This is a genomic window from Microbacterium sp. 71-36 (assembly GCF_001898305.1).
Taxonomy (GTDB): domain Bacteria; phylum Actinomycetota; class Actinomycetes; order Actinomycetales; family Microbacteriaceae; genus Microbacterium.
In genome coordinates, this window is the sequence record NZ_MKTP01000001.1 from 1,796,803 (window position 1) to 1,811,305 (window position 14,503).

Consider the following 14,503-nt stretch of genomic DNA (forward strand, 5'->3'; position numbering starts at 1 on the left):
TGACTCGCCGCCGAACCACCGGCCGCGCTTTCGACGACCCGATCGCGGGACGAGAGGATGCCGGGACGGCGCCGCCGCGGAGGACGGGACGATCAGCGCGTGTAGGCGCGGACCAGGGCCCAGACCGTGAGGCCGACCGCCGCCGCGACACCGGCGACGGCCGCCGCGGCGACCGCCGGGTTGCGGCGCGCGGACTCCCGCACCTCGGCGACACGGACGTCGACCGCCGCGCTCAGTCGGCGCGGAACGTTGGCCTTGACCTCGATCGCGGCGAGGGCGGCCTTGAGCTCGGCGCGCGCCTGCTCGACCGGGTCGGCGATGCCGAGCGGCACGGCCGTCTTCGGCACGGGAACGGGACGCTCAATACTCATCGCCGGCCTCCTTCACGATGCGGACGTCTTGCGCGATGGCCTGACCCGGGTTCTCACGGTTGGACAGCTTCTTGAACCGCAGGTAGCCCAGGAGGGCGAGGATCGCGGTGATCACGATCATGACTCCGAAGACCACGAGCGCCGACAGCCACACGGGCCACCACGACGAGAGTCCGGCGATCACGAACGCGAAGAAGACCGGGACGGCCCAGAAGACGACGATCAGTGCGCCGACGAACCAGCCCGCGCCGATGCCGGCGTCCTTGGCCGTTCGCGCCGCCCACGCCTTCGCGCCGTTGATCTCGGCGACGACGAGGTTGCGGACGAGTTCGGGGATGTCACCGATGAGGGTGAAGAGGCTGTCATCGGCGCGGTCGCGGAAACCGCGGGGCGTGGTCATGCGTCAGCTCCCCGACGGAGTGGAGCTGCTCTTGTTCGCCTTGGCCCGCGTGGTGGCGCGCTTCTCGGCGCGCTCGGCGTCGTCGACGGAATCCTCGACGGCGTCGGCGACCTCGTGCGCGGAGACCTTGGCGGCACGGCCGGCGCGCTCGGCGCGCTCGGAGACCGTGCCGGACTGCGACGCGGCGCCGGTGACCGACTTCGCGCCCTTCCACACCACACCGGGCACGGACTTCAGGGCGGAGACGCCGAACGCCTTCACCTTCTCGACCTGCCCCTGGACGACGGGCTGCTCCCAGACCTTCTCGGCCTGGGCCTTGATCTGCTCGTACCGCTCGCGCCCCGCGCGTGCTCCGAGCACGTAGCCCGCCACGAGTCCGACGACGAGTGCTGCTTTGCCCCGCATGGGGTCTCCTCACGCTCGATCAGTGCTGGTCGAGTCTCACGATAGCGATGTATTCCCGTTCCGGCATCCACCCTTGACAGGATCGCGCTCGACGCCGACGATCCGGGTCGGAGCGGCTCAGTCGCGGCGCCACAGGGCGGCGCTGCGCACCCGGTCCGCCTCGGCCCGGGCGTCCGGGATCACCTGGGCGAGGCCCGTCCCCGACAGCCACGCGCCCGTGGCCGCCAGTCCCGGGACCGCGCGGACCGCGGCGCGCGCGGCGTCGGTCTGCGCCGCGCGTCCGATCGCGGCTCCGGGCTGCGACTGCACGTACCGCACGCGGTGCGACGCACGCAGCGCGGAGGGGGCGAGTGCGACTCCCAGCAGAGCCGCCGCCTCCGACAGTGCCAGGGCCGCGGCGGCATCGTCGTCGAGGTCGGCGGTCGCGGGTTCCTCACCCTGCGCCCCGAACGACACCCGCACGACGTGGGTGCCGGGGCCGGTGGCATCCCGGACCCAGTCCCATTTGGCGGTCGAATGGGTCAGGGCCTTGGCGATGTGACTGCCCGGGACGGTCAGGACACCCGTGCCGCGCGGCGCGGCGTCCAACGCGGGCGCGTCCACGACGAGCGTCACGACCTCGACCACCGGCGCGATCGGATCGACCGGGTCGAGGTTCGGGACGACCGGGGCGAGCAGTTCCCGCGCGGCTCTCTCGGGCAGCGCGACGATGACGGCGTCGGCGTGCAGGCTGTCGCCTTCGGTCCCGACGACCCAGCCGCTCCCGTCCCGGGAGAGGCCTTCGACCGAGACCCCGGTGCGCAGTTCCGCCCCGAGTTCGTCGAGGCGACCGACGAGCGCGGCGACGAGTCGCGACATCCCCCCGACGATCCCCTCGACCGCGCCGCCGGGGGCCGGCGTGCGGGGAACGGAACCGGTGACGACCGGGACGTCGGACGCCGGAGCGTCCGCCGGCGCAGGGGTCGCACGCGCCGCGCGCAGCTCCGCGACGGTGCCGCTCAGAGAACCCGTGCGCGTGAGGGCGGCGTTCAAGCCCGGGGCGGCGAGGTCGACGTCGATGTCGTCCGGCCGCGCGGAGTACACGCCGCTCGTGACGGGCGCGACGAGCCGGTCGAGCACGCGGGCGCCCATCCGGGAGCGGACGAGGGCCCCGAGGCTGTGCTGATGACCGATCGTCAACGGCGGCCGGAGACGGTCGACGTAGGCGCGCCACGCCCCCGCCCAGCCGATGACGCGCCGGACGTCGGGCGCCCACGGATTGTCCGGGATGCCGAGCACCCCGCCTTTCGGGAGGGGCGCCGCCCCGACTCCCGGCACGCCCGCGACCCACGCGCCGGCGGTGTTCGGTGCCACGACCTGGTCGGCGAGTCCGAGTTCGGAGAGCAGCCCCCGGACGATGCCCCCGCGCGTCGCGAAGCTCTCCGCGCCGACGTCGAGGGTCAGCCCGCCGACCTCCGCGGAGCGCACGACGCCTCCGAAGGCGTCCGAGGCCTCCAGCACGGTCACGCGGATGCCGACCTTGGCGCACTCCAGTGCCGCGACGAGTCCCGAGACGCCGCCACCGGCGACGACGACGTGACTCTCGTGCGCGTGCTCCGCCAGGCGTTCGAGCGGCTCGCTCATTCCACGTCCCCGTGCGCCCGCGCGACGATGCGCGTGAGCACCGTCGGATCGGTGTCGGGCGGCACGCCGTGGCCGAGGTTCAGCACGTGGGCGCGTGCGCCGCGACCGCGGTCCAGGACGTCGTCGACGTGGGCCGCGAGCACCGGCCACGGCGCACCGAGGAGCGCCGGGTCGATGTTGCCCTGCAGCGTGGTGTCGGGGCCGACGATCGCAGCCGCCTCGTCGAGCGGCATCCGCCAATCGACACCCACCGCGTCGGCGATGCCGCCGAGGCGCATGTCGGCGAGGAACGGCCCTGTGCCGACGCCGAAGTGGATGCGCGGCACGTCGATGCCCTCGAGCGCGACGCGCGAGTGGGGCGCGACGTACTCGAGGAACGCGGCGCGCGAAAGCGACCCGGCCCACGAGTCGAACAGCTGCACGGCCTGCGCGCCCCCGTCGATCTGCGCCGCGAGGAAGGCGCGCGAGACCTGGGCCAGCCACCCGGCGAGACGGTGCCACGACTCGGGATCGGCGTGCATCATCCCGCGCGCCCGGAGGTGCTCCTTCGAGGGGCCGCCCTCGACGAGATAGGCCGCGAGGGTGAAGGGGGCTCCGGCGAAACCGATGAGCGGCACCTGATCGCCGAGCTCGGCGACGACCAGACGCACGGCGTCGCGGATCGGTTCGGCGGCGGCCGCGACGTCCGCCGGGTCGATGGATGTCACACGCGCGACGTCGGCGGCCGTGCGGACCGGCTCGGCGAACACCGGGCCCCGTCCGGGCTCGATCTCGACCGCGACACCGGCCAGACGCAGCGGAACCACGATGTCGCTGAAGAAGATCGCGGCGTCGACGTCGTGCCGGCGGACCGGCTGCAGCGTGATCTCCGCCGCCAGATCGGGCGTGAGGCACGCGTCGAGCATCCGCGTACCGACCCGGAGTTCGCGGTACTCCGGCAGCGAGCGCCCCGCCTGCCGCATGAACCACACGGGCTGCCGCTCGGGGCGGTCGCCTCGGAGGGCGCGAAGAAGGGGAGCGTCGGGAGAAGCCATGGCATCCATCCTCCCATTCGCGTTCTGAGAGGAGGAGGGATGCCTTGACGTCGAGAGGCCACCCGGAATACCCCGAGGATGCCGGGCGTAGAATCTCTGCGTGCTGCTCTGTGTGAGCGCGAGTCACAAGACCGCGTCCTTCGATCTCCTCGAGCGGCTCAGCGTACCCACCACCCCCGTCGCCCCCCTGATCGCCGCGCACCACGAGTGCGTGCAGGGAGCGGTCGTCGTGGCCACCTGCAACCGCTTCGAGGCCTACGTCGACATGGACGAGCCCGTCACGGCCGCCGTCGCGGTGGGCGTGGAAGCCACGCTGAGCGCCATCGAGGCGGCCACGGGCGTGCCCGCGAGCGAGCTCGCCGGGTCGTACACCGTGCTCGGTGGCGGCGACGTCGCCGAGCACCTGTTCTCGGTGGCATCCGGTCTCGAATCCGTCGTCGTCGGCGAGGGCGAGATCGCCGGTCAGGTGCGCCGTGCGCTCACCGAGTCGCGCACGCTCGGCACCACCTCGGGTGAGCTCGAGCGTCTGTTCCAGCGCGCGTCCGAAGCGCAGCGCGGCGTGAAGAACTCCACCGCGATCGGCCGCGCCGGACGCTCCCTCGTGCGCCTCGGCCTGGAGCTGGCCGACAGCCGCATCGCCGACTGGTCGACCCAGCGCGTGCTGCTCGTCGGTACCGGCGCCTACGCCGCGGCGACGGTCGCGGCCCTCCGCGACCAGGGGGCCGAAGACATCTCGGTCCACTCCCCGTCGGGGCGTGCCGCGAAGTTCGCGGCGAAGCACGGCCTGCGCGCCGTCTCGGCCGAGACGTTCCCCGCCGCCGTCGCCCACGCCGACCTCGTGATCACGTGCACCACGAGCGAGCACCACGTCGTCAGCGCCGCGACCTTCGCCGCCGGCCGCACGGCCGCCGAAGCCGCTGCCCCCGCCTCGGTCGGCTGCCCCGTCGACCACTCCGGACGGCGCCTGGTCGTCGACCTCGGTCTGCCGCGCAACGTCGACCCCGACGTGGCCACCGTCCCGGGCGTCGACCTGCTCGACCTCGAGACCATCCGCCTCCACGCCCCGCTCGAAGAACTGCAGGCGACGGATGCCGCGCGCGACCTGGTCCGCGACGCCGCCCGTCGCTTCGCCTCGGTCGGCGAGCGAAAGAACATCACCCCCGCGGTCGTGGCCCTGCGCGCCCACGTCTTCGGCGTGCTCGACGCCGAGGTGGAGCGCGTGCGCGCCCGCGGCGACGAGGACGGCCAGACCGAGCAGGCGCTGCGTCACCTCGTCGGCGTGCTGCTGCACACCCCGACGACCCGCGCGCACGAGCTCGCGGAGTCCGGCCGCGGCGACGAGTACGTCTCCGCGCTGTCCGCACTGTTCGGCATCGAGGTCGCCGACGCCGAGACGCCCGCGTCGCGCATCGCCGACGCCGGCTGAAACGCTCCGTTCTCGGGCCGCCCTGCCGCGACCGAACGGAGGGGGCGATGCGTCGGCTCCCGACGGTCGTGCAGGATGTGCGCATGAGCACTCCCGCATCCGAGGTGTACCGCGTCGCGGGCGAGGATCGTCGCCGCAACGGCCTGCGCTGGGCGGCCACGGTTGTGATGGGTCTGCTCGACGCGGGTTCCGATGCGCCGTCGACGAGCGAAGTCGTGATCCGGCGGGTCGACGGATCCGTGGTCACGCGCCTGAAGCCCGGCAGCGTCGACGACTTCGAACGGCAGCTCACCGAGATCACGGATGACCTGCACACCCTGGATGCCGTGCCCTTCGCCGAGAAATGGATCGCCGCGCGCGCGTGACCCGCGCGAGAATGGGCGGATGAGTCTGCACATCACCGATGACCCGGCCGCCGACGAACTGCTCTCGACGAACCCGCTCGCGCTCCTCATCGGCATGCTGCTCGACCAGCAGGTGGCGATGGAGACGGCGTTCGCGGGCCCGCTGAAGATCCAGGAACGGGTCGGAGCGATGGATGCCACGACCCTCGCCCACGAGGATCCCGAGACGTTCGCGGCCGCGTTCTCGCAGTCACCGGCCGTGCACCGCTTCCCCGGGTCGATGGCCACGCGCGTGCAGTCGCTGTGCGCGGCGCTCGAGAAGGACTGGGGCGGGGACGCGGCGGCGCTGTGGACCCGCGACGACCCCGACGGCGCGACGGTGCTGAAGCGGCTGAAGGCACTCCCCGGCTTCGGCGAGCAGAAGGCCAAGATCTTCCTCGCGCTGCTGGGCAAGCAGTACGGCTACGACGGCGACGGCTGGCGCGAAGCGTCGGCGCCGTACGGCGAGCAGGGCGCGTTCCGGTCCGTCGCCGACATCACCAGCCCGGACTCCTTGGCGAAGGTGCGCGAGCACAAGCGCGCGGCCAAAGCAGCGGCCAAGGCGGGTAGCTGACCCCTCCTACACCATGGAGGAGAAAAAGGAGAGTTCTCTCATCTTCGTTCCGCGACGGGTACCCGGTGGTTAGGGTTTCAAAGTTCGTTGCAGGTTGATTCGCGATCGAAGGGTGGGCTCTCGTGAAGTTCGCAATGGGTTCCGACACTCTGGGTGTGCTGGGTAAGGCCACCTCGGGGTCGAGTGATGAGCTGTCGCTGCTGGTCCGCCAGCTGCTCGAGGCGGCCGAGCCGCTCGAGGGGCAGTTCCAGGGCGCCGGTCGCGCCGCGTTCGACCGCTTCAAGTCGCGCACCGACGCCATCTCGGCCGAGCTGAAGCTCGCGCTCGACGGCGTGCTGGGCGGCATCTCGGGCATGGACCGCTCCTTCCAGGAGGGCGAGTCGTCCATGGTCGACCAGACCACGAGCCTCGAAGCCGGATCGTCTTTCGACGCCGCGCGCTTCGGCGGCCGCTGAGATTCGGAGAGGACTGACTCATGGTGAACCAGGGAGACCGTCGCGACTACTCGATCGCGGCCTCGCAGAACGCTCAGGACAACTTCAACCGCGTCGCCGCGCAGCTCGAGTCGCTGATCGACCAGCGCGACCGCGACGTGCAGGCCGCCATGGCCGACTACTCCGCCGACGGTGTGTCCGAGGACTACCGCGGCAAGGAGACCCGCTGGAAGAACGCCGCCGCCGAGGTGCGCGGCATCATCCAGACGCTCCGCTCGTCGCTGGAGCGCAACGACGAGTCCGCCCAGACCGCGCTGAGCAAGGCTCGCGCGGCGGTGGAGTCGATCGGCTGACGGATGCCGTCGGATGCCGGGTGCGCGCTGCACCCGGCATCGGTGGCGCCCGCGCGCGGGGGCCGCGCGGATCTGAGGACATGAAGGGGGACGGGCGATGACCAGCTGGAGCATTCAGCCATCGGGCGTCGTGGCCGTGCTGCAGGACGTCAACGTGGATGCCGAAGCACTCGGCGCCGCGCTGAACTCCCTGAGTCCCGCGCTCGAGGGTGCGGTGACCGCGACGCAGTCGGGCGCCATCTCGGAGGCGGTGCAGGCGTACTTCCAGCAGGAAGAGGGTCCTCGCATCCAGGGCATGAGTGCCCGTATCGGCGCGGCGGCGCAGGGCGTCGTCAGCGCCACCGAAGCGTACGTCGCGGGTGACATGGAGATGGCGGCGAACGCGCAGACCGCGGCCGTCTCCGCCGTGTACCCGCCCTCTCTTCCCCATGGGGTGATGTGATGCCTGACGCGATCAAGGTCGACGCGATCCCGGGTGCCGATATCGACCCGGATGCCATCGACGAGAACGCCCGAACGATCGGGACGATCTCCGGCCAGGTGTCCGAGCACGGCTCGAACGTGCACTTCAAGTGGCAGGGGATGGCCGGCGTCTACGAGGCGCCGGAGTCGCCCACCCTGCTGGGGCTGATGGCCCCGGTCAGTTCGCAGGCCACCCAGGTCAGTGACAACCTGGCCGAGGTGTCGGCAGCCCTCATCGCCTTCGCCGCCGACGTGCGCCCGATCAAGGCCGAACTCGACTCGCTGCGCGTCCAGGCGCAGACGTTCGTCGACTCGATCCAGGGCGGCGTGCAGGTCCGCGAGATCAACCCCGCCTGGACCGCGGCGCAGTCGCCGTACGGCGGAGCGACCGCCATGCCGACCTACCAGGGTTCGTGGGGCTCGTCGACAACGGGGTCGTCGAGCGCTGCGGCGCCGGACAAATACCGCACGGTCACCAAGGAGTGGCACGAGTCGCAGGACCACGTCGACCGCAACAACGAGCTGATCGCGGCGGTCAACGCGCAGCAGATCAAGCTGTGGGAGGCCGAGCGCGCCTGCGCCAACCGCATCCGCGCCCTCTACGGCGCACAGCCGCTGCACGCCGCGACCTCCGAGGACGACGCTCTCGGCTACGGCATCTCCGAGATCCCCGAAGGCACCGAGATGCCGTGGGGCGCCGAGGTCGAGCGCACCGAGGGCTGCGGCGAGGCGACCGCGAAGTTCATCTTCAAGGACTTCCTGTGGGAGGGCATCGCGGTCGGCGGCGTCTGGGGCACGATCACGGGCCTCGGCACCCTCGTGCTCGGCTACAACCCCGAGACCGGCGAGTTCTTCTCGGGCGACGCGTGGGGAGCAGCCTGGGGCAACCTCGGACTGATCGCGGTCTCCGGTCTGGCGAATTCGCCGATGCTCGGTCCCCTGTTCTGGACGGACAGCCTGGCCCAGGCCACCGGCATGGGCGGCTTCCTGCCGCAAGAGGTGCGCGACTTCAAGGCCAAGGCCGACGAAGCCGCCCTCAACACCGGCAAGGCCCTCATCGCGTGGGACAAGTGGCAGGACGACCCGGGCACCGCTCTCGGTGAGTCGGTGTTCAACGTCGGCACGGCGCTGATCCCGGTCGGTGGCGCGGCCGTGGCCGGTGTGAAGACCGCGTCGACCGCGGCATCCGTCGTCTCGAAGATCGCGAAGGTGGCCGACTTCGTCGACCCCGCCGCGTTCGCGATGAACGGCGCGATGAAGCTCGGCGGAGCGGGTATCCGCGGACTCGACGGGATCATCGGACGCCTCGGCACGGATGCCACCGACGGCTTCCACCTCAACACTCCCGACATGCCCTTCGTCGCGAACGACGCTGCTGCGGGCCTTCGTGCGCTGGATGACGCCGGTGTCGACCTCAGCCACGTCACCGCCCGCGTCGAGGACGGTGTCGCGGTGTACGAGTTCCCGCCGACGGATGCCATCCCCTCGGGCCGCATCGAGATGCCCGCGGGCTCGTTCGACGGCGTGGGCGGCGGCGACGTGCCCGTGCGTACCGACGGCGGAGCGGATGCCGGTGTGGCGGCGCCCGTGCGCGAGCCCGAGCTCGTCTCGGCCGGCGGCGTTCGCGGCGAGACGAGCCCCGGTCCGGTGAACTCGATCGTCGAGGATGCCCCCGTTCGCACCGAGACCGGTGGCGCCGGTGAGTCGACGGTCGTGCGCGAACCCTCGACCGAGACCGGCGGCGGCAGCAGCCACGCCGGCGGCGAAAGCGGCGGCCACGGTGGCTCCGATACCGGCAACGGCGGTGGCCTGGGCCGCGGCGACGACGCGAGCAGTGCGGGACGCGGCGACGAAGCACCGACAGGCGGGCACGCCCCTGACGGGGACGTGACGGGACCTGCGGGGGGCGACTCGCCCACCGGCAGCTCGACGACACCCGCCTCGCCTGGACGGGTCTACTCGTTGATGGACGGGACGGAACACACCACCGCGTTCGCGCCCGAGGACCTCGGTGGCAGTCGCGTGACGGATCCACTTCTAGACAAGTACGGAGTGACGCGAACGCACTTCGAAGATTTGATCAACCGCCCGATCGACACCTTGGTGCCGTCGGAGAAGACCATCGTCAACGGAGTGCGGAACGAGCTCACCGCTCAGGTGACTCCGGACACGGTCTTCCAGAAAGTCCTTGACCAGCCGCACTTCGACGCTTCGGGGAAGCTGGTGCTCGGACAAGGAGAGAACATTGTTCTGCGTGACGATGGAGTGATCACGGGGTCCGTGTCGGTCGCTCAAGACACCGCGCACCTGACGACGCCAGCTGATTTCTTCCGGTCGCTACGACTCGACTACCCCAACACCAACTTCCTGCGCGATGACAACGCCGCCTACGTCGTACGCTTCCAAGAGCAAGCCAACACATCTGGGTCCGTCAACCCGCAGCTGCACAGCACCATGGGTGGCGACGGTTCGGTAGACCACTACAGCCCGCCGTTCACGGGGAACGGTTTTCTCAAGACGGGCGACGAGATCATTCCGGAGTACCGCGCCAATGCTGTGAACATGCGTGAGGGAGCGGAGATGTGGGAGGTCCTCAGCGATGGGACTCAACGACTTTTCGCCGTCCTTCGCGCCCAAGAGTGGATCCCGGTGGGGTGATGTCAGACATTCCGGTAAGCGAAACACAATACGAGTACCGCGGCCGCCGCTATTCGTATCACTCGGGAGGCGAAGGCTTCGTTCGAGTCAATGTCGTGGGCACGCCCACTCGAGAGCAGTTTCCCGACGCACTCGAACTGCACGACGACCCCCGCGAACCGTGGGTGAAGCTCCCGTTCTCGGCTCCGTCTGCGTACTTCTCGCAAAAGGTGACCGGCACCTGGCACGGTGTTCCGGTCACGGTGGGCGAGCGAGTGAGGAGGGGGTTGGATCGCGGAATGATCATCGTCCGGTACAACGGCCGAGAACCGGATGAAGCCCTCGCCGCGGGATTGACGGGAAACCAGAACGACGGGTGGTCGGCATTGGTGGCACCGGGGGAAATTGAGGATATAGCCGTGGAGACGACCCGACACCCGATGGTGAACGCATGAGAACAGTTCTGCAGAAGCTGCTGCATCCTGGCATGTCCCACCTCATCCGCGAACGCGGGTACTCCCAGGTCGGCGGCTCGGTCGTGCGCGCCGGCGACGCGACAAATCTTCGAACGGCCAGTGCGCTGCGGGAGGCGTACGGGTGGCCGTCCGATGGCTCCGAACACGTCGATGTTGTGCGGTTCGAGGTCCCTCTGTGCGCGAACCTCTCCGTGCCGCCGCAGGTGGAGCGGCCGTGGCCGTCGTACCCGCTCGGGTTTCTCCGGCCGGTCGGTGACGAGATCGTCCCGGTCTGGAACATGTCCACGACCCGCTATTCCCCTGGGGCCGAATTGTGGCGGATTTCAGACTCGGGTGAACAGGAGGTCCTCGCGGTGTACCGAGGGGCTGCCCACGGCTGGACCGCGCTCCAGGGGCAACCGCCGGTCAAGGAGTGGCATCCCTCCAGTCGCTTCTTGGGCACGCGGGCCGTCCACAAGGAGACTGAGTACGCCGCCGACGTCCACGATGACCAGGTCGATCTCACGTCGTACGTCGAGCCTGCGTCTGCTGACTGGTCACTGGCGCGTCAGGGCGTGTGGACGAAAACGGTTCCGCTCGCAGCTTGCACGGTGTACGAGCTCGATTTCACAGCCGCCCTCGGTGACGTTCCGCTGCGGGTGCTCGAGGAGCACAACGGTGTCGTCCGCGCGCAGCTCTTGACCGACGACCCTGAGATCGCCGGGCGGTTGTCGGCCGTCATGGTCGACTACGGAGTCTTCGAGGTGTCGGGCATCCCGGGAACCGATCTCTCCGAAACGAAGCTCCTCGCTAATCAGTTCGTCGGTTGAGTCCGGATCGCGTTACCTCGCGGAGTTGAGTACGTGCGGAGCTTCCAGGCGATGAAGGAGCCCCACATGACAGAGCCTCGCCCCGAGAACGACCTCGAAGTCACCATGAGGTTGGTACGGTCCGGGGAGCTGCCGTCGGAGCGGCTGGCGCTGGCTCTTCTGGAGGCTGAGTTGGCCGTTCTCGTCGACGGAACGCCCGACCCGATGGCGATCGAGCCCTTCATCGTTCACCGCGACGACGCGAACTTCCTCGCCGTCTTCACTGCGACGGACCAGGTGCCGGCGGAGTTCGGCGAGGGCCGCAGCGCGCTGCTCTTGCCGGGCCGCCTCCTCATCAGCGGGGGTGCCCCCGAGGTCGGTCTCGTCCTGAACCCGGGGCCGGCGGGAGCGATGGAGATCCCGCCGTCGACTCTGGCTGCCCTCCGCCAGGCGTCCGCGGCACCGTCCACGCGGTACTTCGTCCGCGAGCAGATGGTGGAGGGGCAGGTCGTCCCGGTGTCGGTCTTCCGTCGCCGCTCCATCCCGGAGGGGCCGGTCGACGAGCGTCTCCTTGACGTCGACTCGTGGACCGACGACCGGCACGGAACGGTCGACAAAGCCATCCGCTTCCCCCTCGATGCGAATATCGAGGAGATCTCCCCCGAGGCCGCTCAGGACGTCTTCGACATGGTCGCCCGCCGCACCTACGTCCCGCTGCAGCGCCGCTGACCGCCCCCATCGTCGCGAAGCGAGGTTGAAAATGATCGACGCAGAGTCCGCTCGCGAGATCGTGCGCGAAGCCCTTCGACACGCGGAGGACCGCGGCGGAGTGCGCTGCGTCCTCGTGGGTGAGACGCTCGACTTTGGCGAGTGGTGGGTGCAGGGCTACCAGTCCGAAGCATTCGCCGTTCATGGCGATGTCTTCCAGGCGCTGACCGGCAACGGCCCGTACGTGATCCCGAAGGACGGGGACGCCGTTTTCACGCTGTCGAGCGCGGAACCCGTCGATGCGCAGATGGCTCGCCTGGCCGCAGGCGACTAGGTCATGAGGCGTGCGCTGATGCGGGAGAGCGGTTCATCGACGACATGGCTGTATCGAATCGCCTGGCGTTTGGCTGCGATCGCGGCACTCCGCCCGTTCCACCGGACCGAGTACCCGGACCCTTCTTCGCTGATGACGACGACGGGATCAGCTCGGCCGGAGAAACACTCCTCGAGTCCCCGCTCGAGCCGCCAAAGAACCCCGAACCACAGCAAGAGGAAGCGATTCGCGTCCTGCTCCGTTTCGAAGAATGCCTCCGTCGTCCGGGCACCGCGATTCTCGATGTCCACATGCCAGGTGGTATCGGCAGATCGGCGAACCGCCAACGCGGTCTCCGCATTCCACCACCCGCGTGTGGCATCACCGGGGCGAAGCGGGCTGGGGAACCCGGCCCGATTCGCCCACATCTCGAGGATCTCGTTGTCGTCCATCGACCTATCGTCCCCCGGCGAGGCCGCGCCACGTCGCGCTGTCGACCCAGAGGTACGTCCATGATCATTGACGGGCACCACGCCCGTCTGAGGCTCGATGAAGCCACCATCCCCGCGGAGGAACGCTTCCTTGGCCTTCGCTCCTTCGAGACCTCGAGGAATTTCAACCATGACTCTTCCCCCGCGCACGGACGCCGTCGTGTCCTCCGCGATCGTCGCGTACCTCGGCTGGGGTCGCGCGCATATGCCCACCGCCGATCAAGCGGCAGTGGCAGATCTCGCGCGGCAGAACGGCGTCGATCCCGCCACGCTGCTCCGCGGGGTGCACGAGGCGATCGACGCCTCCGACCAGCTCGAAGTCACGGATCTCTCCGCGAGCCATGACGGCGGAGCGGCGCTCTACAAGCAACGTCTGCGGGCCGCCCGACCCGACCTTTCGCCGGATGCCGTGGACGCATTGGCATCGCGGTGGTTCTTCCATCTGAGGTGGCTCGGCGTCGAGTCGGGTATCGACGTGCCGCGCTATTTCGTCCGCTACGGCGGAGAGGGAGCCACTCCCATCCCGATCTCGCTCTTTCGACGCTGCACGGTGGACGGCCGGCCGGTCGATGAGGTCCTCAAGGATGTCGACCACTGGCGCCCGGACGACCGAGGACGGATCGAGCAGGCGCTGTTCTTCACGCTCGATTCCGACCTCGAGGAGGTGACGGCGGACGAAGTCGCGCAGTTTCAGGAGATGGTGAGAACCCGGACCTACGTGCCGTTCATGGATACACGAGCGCGACCCGCAAAGCTGCAGACGGTGGATGCCGAAACGATCCGCGCCACGTGGACCTGGGTTCGGACGAGCGACGGGTGGTTCGCCTCGTCAGCGACGGTGGCACCCGGGGAACGGCCCGCCGAGTTCTCCCTCTACGACCGCGAGGGGCTGAGCTATCGGGCCGTGCCGGCCGCGGAGGTTCTACAGGTGGAGCGCGTCGACTCCGAGGGACTGTACGAGGGGCATTGGATCCCGCTCGTTTCGACCTGGAAGCAGGACGGAACGCGGGTACACGCCCCGGTGCCCCGACGGGGCGCGGGCTATTCGGCCATGCTCTACCCCTACCGCAGTCCGGACTGGGATGCCCTCGTCGCCCTCCCCCGAGCGGAGGTGCACGACGATCGCGGCAGCAATGGCGGCGTCTCGTTCCTCGTCCCGTTCTCCGAGCTCAGCGATTACCGCGAAACGGTGACCCCACTGGGGTGGACCGCGGAAGCGGACGGCCGATGAAAATGATCCGCGAAGAGACGCTCGCCGCGATCCGCACCGAGAGCCTCCGCGACTACCGGTGGTTCGAGGACGCCACGAACGTGACCGACGTCGTGGTGATCCAGCGGATCGCGGAAGGCTGGGTCGTCTTCGCGACGGATGAGCGCGCCACCCCGCAGGGGCGCCGCGAGTTCACGGAGGAAGGTCCGGCGCTCGAGAACTTCCTGTCGCGGCTCCGCTCGATGAACAGCATCGTGGCATCGCGCGAGAGGATCCGGCACGAGGAGGCACCCCGCTACTTCGTCCAGGAACGCCGCGTCGACGGGCGACTCGTCCCGGCACGACTGTTCCGGACGAATACGTCCCGTTGACGCGCCGGTGAGCCGGTAATTCTGCCGTCCCGCGGGTTATCCAC

19 protein-coding genes are annotated in these 14,503 nt (G+C 69.7%); 13 read left to right on the forward strand and 6 right to left on the reverse strand.

All coding sequences use genetic code 11. The features are described 5' to 3' along the window. Positions 1-92 precede the first annotated feature (92 nt). From BGO45_RS08510 to hemE, 5 genes are all read right to left on the reverse strand, one after another. Entirely contained in the window at positions 93-371 is a 279-nt protein-coding gene (locus tag BGO45_RS08510; RefSeq protein WP_076493315.1) for a hypothetical protein, read from the reverse strand. Next, the gene (locus BGO45_RS08515) at positions 361-771 is read right to left on the reverse strand and encodes a phage holin family protein (RefSeq protein WP_076493313.1); all 411 of its coding nucleotides are present in this window, start codon (positions 769-771) and stop codon (positions 361-363) included. Before BGO45_RS08515 ends, BGO45_RS08510 begins: the two co-directional genes overlap by 11 nt. Before the next feature lie 3 nt (positions 772-774). Then, on the reverse strand, positions 775-1,176 hold the full coding sequence (locus tag BGO45_RS08520; RefSeq protein WP_076493311.1) for a hypothetical protein: 402 nt from the start codon (positions 1,174-1,176) through the stop codon (positions 775-777). Positions 1,177-1,293: 117 nt separating this feature from the next. Further along, entirely contained in the window at positions 1,294-2,799 is a 1,506-nt protein-coding gene (gene hemG, locus BGO45_RS08525; RefSeq protein WP_292692722.1) for a protoporphyrinogen oxidase, read from the reverse strand. Then, positions 2,796-3,833: a uroporphyrinogen decarboxylase gene (gene hemE, locus BGO45_RS08530; protein ID WP_292692725.1), complete on the reverse strand. Its 1,038-nt coding sequence runs from the start codon at positions 3,831-3,833 to the stop codon at positions 2,796-2,798. Before hemE ends, hemG begins: the two co-directional genes overlap by 4 nt. Positions 3,834-3,933: 100 nt before the next feature. On the opposite strand from hemE, the gene BGO45_RS08535 reads away from it, so the two are divergent. The 11 genes from BGO45_RS08535 to BGO45_RS08585 all read left to right on the forward strand — a co-directional run bounded on the left by BGO45_RS08535 (position 3,934) and on the right by BGO45_RS08585 (position 12,408). Then, positions 3,934-5,259, forward strand: coding sequence for a glutamyl-tRNA reductase (locus tag BGO45_RS08535; RefSeq protein ID WP_292692728.1), 1,326 nt, complete (start codon positions 3,934-3,936; stop codon positions 5,257-5,259). Between the two features lie 83 nt (positions 5,260-5,342). Beyond that, complete coding sequence (locus BGO45_RS08540; RefSeq protein ID WP_076493305.1) at positions 5,343-5,624, forward strand: hypothetical protein; 282 nt, start codon at positions 5,343-5,345, stop codon at positions 5,622-5,624. A gap of 19 nt (positions 5,625-5,643) precedes the next feature. After that, the gene (locus BGO45_RS08545; protein ID WP_292692733.1) at positions 5,644-6,216 is read left to right on the forward strand and encodes an HhH-GPD-type base excision DNA repair protein; all 573 of its coding nucleotides are present in this window, start codon (positions 5,644-5,646) and stop codon (positions 6,214-6,216) included. A gap of 122 nt (positions 6,217-6,338) precedes the next feature. Beyond that, positions 6,339-6,671 carry a hypothetical protein gene (locus BGO45_RS08550; RefSeq protein WP_076493301.1) on the forward strand — a complete coding sequence of 111 codons (333 nt, stop codon included), beginning with the start codon at positions 6,339-6,341 and terminating at the stop codon, positions 6,669-6,671. 20 nt (positions 6,672-6,691) lie between these two features. Continuing rightward, positions 6,692-7,003: a pore-forming ESAT-6 family protein gene (locus BGO45_RS08555; protein ID WP_076493299.1), complete on the forward strand. Its 312-nt coding sequence runs from the start codon at positions 6,692-6,694 to the stop codon at positions 7,001-7,003. Between the two features lie 97 nt (positions 7,004-7,100). Next, positions 7,101-7,445 carry a DUF6507 family protein gene (locus BGO45_RS08560; RefSeq protein ID WP_292692737.1) on the forward strand — a complete coding sequence of 115 codons (345 nt, stop codon included), beginning with the start codon at positions 7,101-7,103 and terminating at the stop codon, positions 7,443-7,445. After that, positions 7,445-10,123 carry a hypothetical protein gene (locus BGO45_RS08565; RefSeq protein WP_292692740.1) on the forward strand — a complete coding sequence of 893 codons (2,679 nt, stop codon included), beginning with the start codon at positions 7,445-7,447 and terminating at the stop codon, positions 10,121-10,123. The genes BGO45_RS08560 and BGO45_RS08565 overlap by 1 nt, the downstream gene beginning before the upstream one ends. Positions 10,124-10,218: 95 nt before the next feature. Further along, complete coding sequence (locus tag BGO45_RS08570) at positions 10,219-10,557, forward strand: hypothetical protein (protein WP_292692743.1); 339 nt, start codon at positions 10,219-10,221, stop codon at positions 10,555-10,557. Beyond that, positions 10,554-11,387 carry a hypothetical protein gene (locus tag BGO45_RS08575; RefSeq protein WP_292692745.1) on the forward strand — a complete coding sequence of 278 codons (834 nt, stop codon included), beginning with the start codon at positions 10,554-10,556 and terminating at the stop codon, positions 11,385-11,387. The genes BGO45_RS08570 and BGO45_RS08575 overlap by 4 nt, the downstream gene beginning before the upstream one ends. 66 nt (positions 11,388-11,453) lie before the next feature. Then, a complete protein-coding gene (locus tag BGO45_RS08580; RefSeq protein ID WP_292692748.1) occupies positions 11,454-12,095 on the forward strand; it encodes an SseB family protein in 642 nt (213 codons plus the stop codon). Between the two features lie 31 nt (positions 12,096-12,126). Further along, positions 12,127-12,408, forward strand: a complete 282-nt coding sequence (locus tag BGO45_RS08585; protein WP_292692751.1) for a YrhB domain-containing protein — start codon at positions 12,127-12,129, stop codon at positions 12,406-12,408. Here BGO45_RS08585 and BGO45_RS08590 read toward each other — a convergent pair. After that, positions 12,405-12,839: a hypothetical protein gene (locus BGO45_RS08590; RefSeq protein WP_292692753.1), complete on the reverse strand. Its 435-nt coding sequence runs from the start codon at positions 12,837-12,839 to the stop codon at positions 12,405-12,407. The two genes, BGO45_RS08585 and BGO45_RS08590, sit on opposite strands and share 4 nt — an antisense overlap. Before the next feature lie 169 nt (positions 12,840-13,008). Here BGO45_RS08590 and BGO45_RS08595 point away from each other — a divergent pair, with 169 nt between their 5' ends. Continuing rightward, the gene (locus BGO45_RS08595; RefSeq protein WP_292692755.1) at positions 13,009-14,109 is read left to right on the forward strand and encodes a hypothetical protein; all 1,101 of its coding nucleotides are present in this window, start codon (positions 13,009-13,011) and stop codon (positions 14,107-14,109) included. Next, a complete protein-coding gene (locus BGO45_RS08600) occupies positions 14,106-14,459 on the forward strand; it encodes an Imm59 family immunity protein (RefSeq protein WP_292692758.1) in 354 nt (117 codons plus the stop codon). Before BGO45_RS08595 ends, BGO45_RS08600 begins: the two co-directional genes overlap by 4 nt. Positions 14,460-14,503 lie beyond the last annotated feature (44 nt).

What these genes read in the sequence shown, in the direction of transcription:
- BGO45_RS08510 (WP_076493315.1), bottom strand. Translation starts at nt 371, where the DNA reads ATGAGTATTGAGCGTCCCGTTCCCGTGCCGAAGACGGCCGTGCCGCTC.
- BGO45_RS08515 (WP_076493313.1), bottom strand. Translation starts at nt 771, where the DNA reads ATGACCACGCCCCGCGGTTTCCGCGACCGCGCCGATGACAGCCTCTTC.
- BGO45_RS08520 (WP_076493311.1), bottom strand. Translation starts at nt 1,176, where the DNA reads ATGCGGGGCAAAGCAGCACTCGTCGTCGGACTCGTGGCGGGCTACGTG.
- hemG (WP_292692722.1), bottom strand. Translation starts at nt 2,799, where the DNA reads ATGAGCGAGCCGCTCGAACGCCTGGCGGAGCACGCGCACGAGAGTCAC.
- hemE (WP_292692725.1), bottom strand. Translation starts at nt 3,833, where the DNA reads ATGGCTTCTCCCGACGCTCCCCTTCTTCGCGCCCTCCGAGGCGACCGC.
- BGO45_RS08540 (WP_076493305.1), top strand. Translation starts at nt 5,343, where the DNA reads ATGAGCACTCCCGCATCCGAGGTGTACCGCGTCGCGGGCGAGGATCGT.
- BGO45_RS08545 (WP_292692733.1), top strand. Translation starts at nt 5,644, where the DNA reads ATGAGTCTGCACATCACCGATGACCCGGCCGCCGACGAACTGCTCTCG.
- BGO45_RS08555 (WP_076493299.1), top strand. Translation starts at nt 6,692, where the DNA reads ATGGTGAACCAGGGAGACCGTCGCGACTACTCGATCGCGGCCTCGCAG.
- BGO45_RS08560 (WP_292692737.1), top strand. Translation starts at nt 7,101, where the DNA reads ATGACCAGCTGGAGCATTCAGCCATCGGGCGTCGTGGCCGTGCTGCAG.
- BGO45_RS08565 (WP_292692740.1), top strand. Translation starts at nt 7,445, where the DNA reads ATGCCTGACGCGATCAAGGTCGACGCGATCCCGGGTGCCGATATCGAC.
- BGO45_RS08575 (WP_292692745.1), top strand. Translation starts at nt 10,554, where the DNA reads ATGAGAACAGTTCTGCAGAAGCTGCTGCATCCTGGCATGTCCCACCTC.
- BGO45_RS08580 (WP_292692748.1), top strand. Translation starts at nt 11,454, where the DNA reads ATGACAGAGCCTCGCCCCGAGAACGACCTCGAAGTCACCATGAGGTTG.
- BGO45_RS08585 (WP_292692751.1), top strand. Translation starts at nt 12,127, where the DNA reads ATGATCGACGCAGAGTCCGCTCGCGAGATCGTGCGCGAAGCCCTTCGA.
- BGO45_RS08590 (WP_292692753.1), bottom strand. Translation starts at nt 12,839, where the DNA reads ATGGACGACAACGAGATCCTCGAGATGTGGGCGAATCGGGCCGGGTTC.
- BGO45_RS08595 (WP_292692755.1), top strand. Translation starts at nt 13,009, where the DNA reads ATGACTCTTCCCCCGCGCACGGACGCCGTCGTGTCCTCCGCGATCGTC.
- BGO45_RS08600 (WP_292692758.1), top strand. Translation starts at nt 14,106, where the DNA reads ATGAAAATGATCCGCGAAGAGACGCTCGCCGCGATCCGCACCGAGAGC.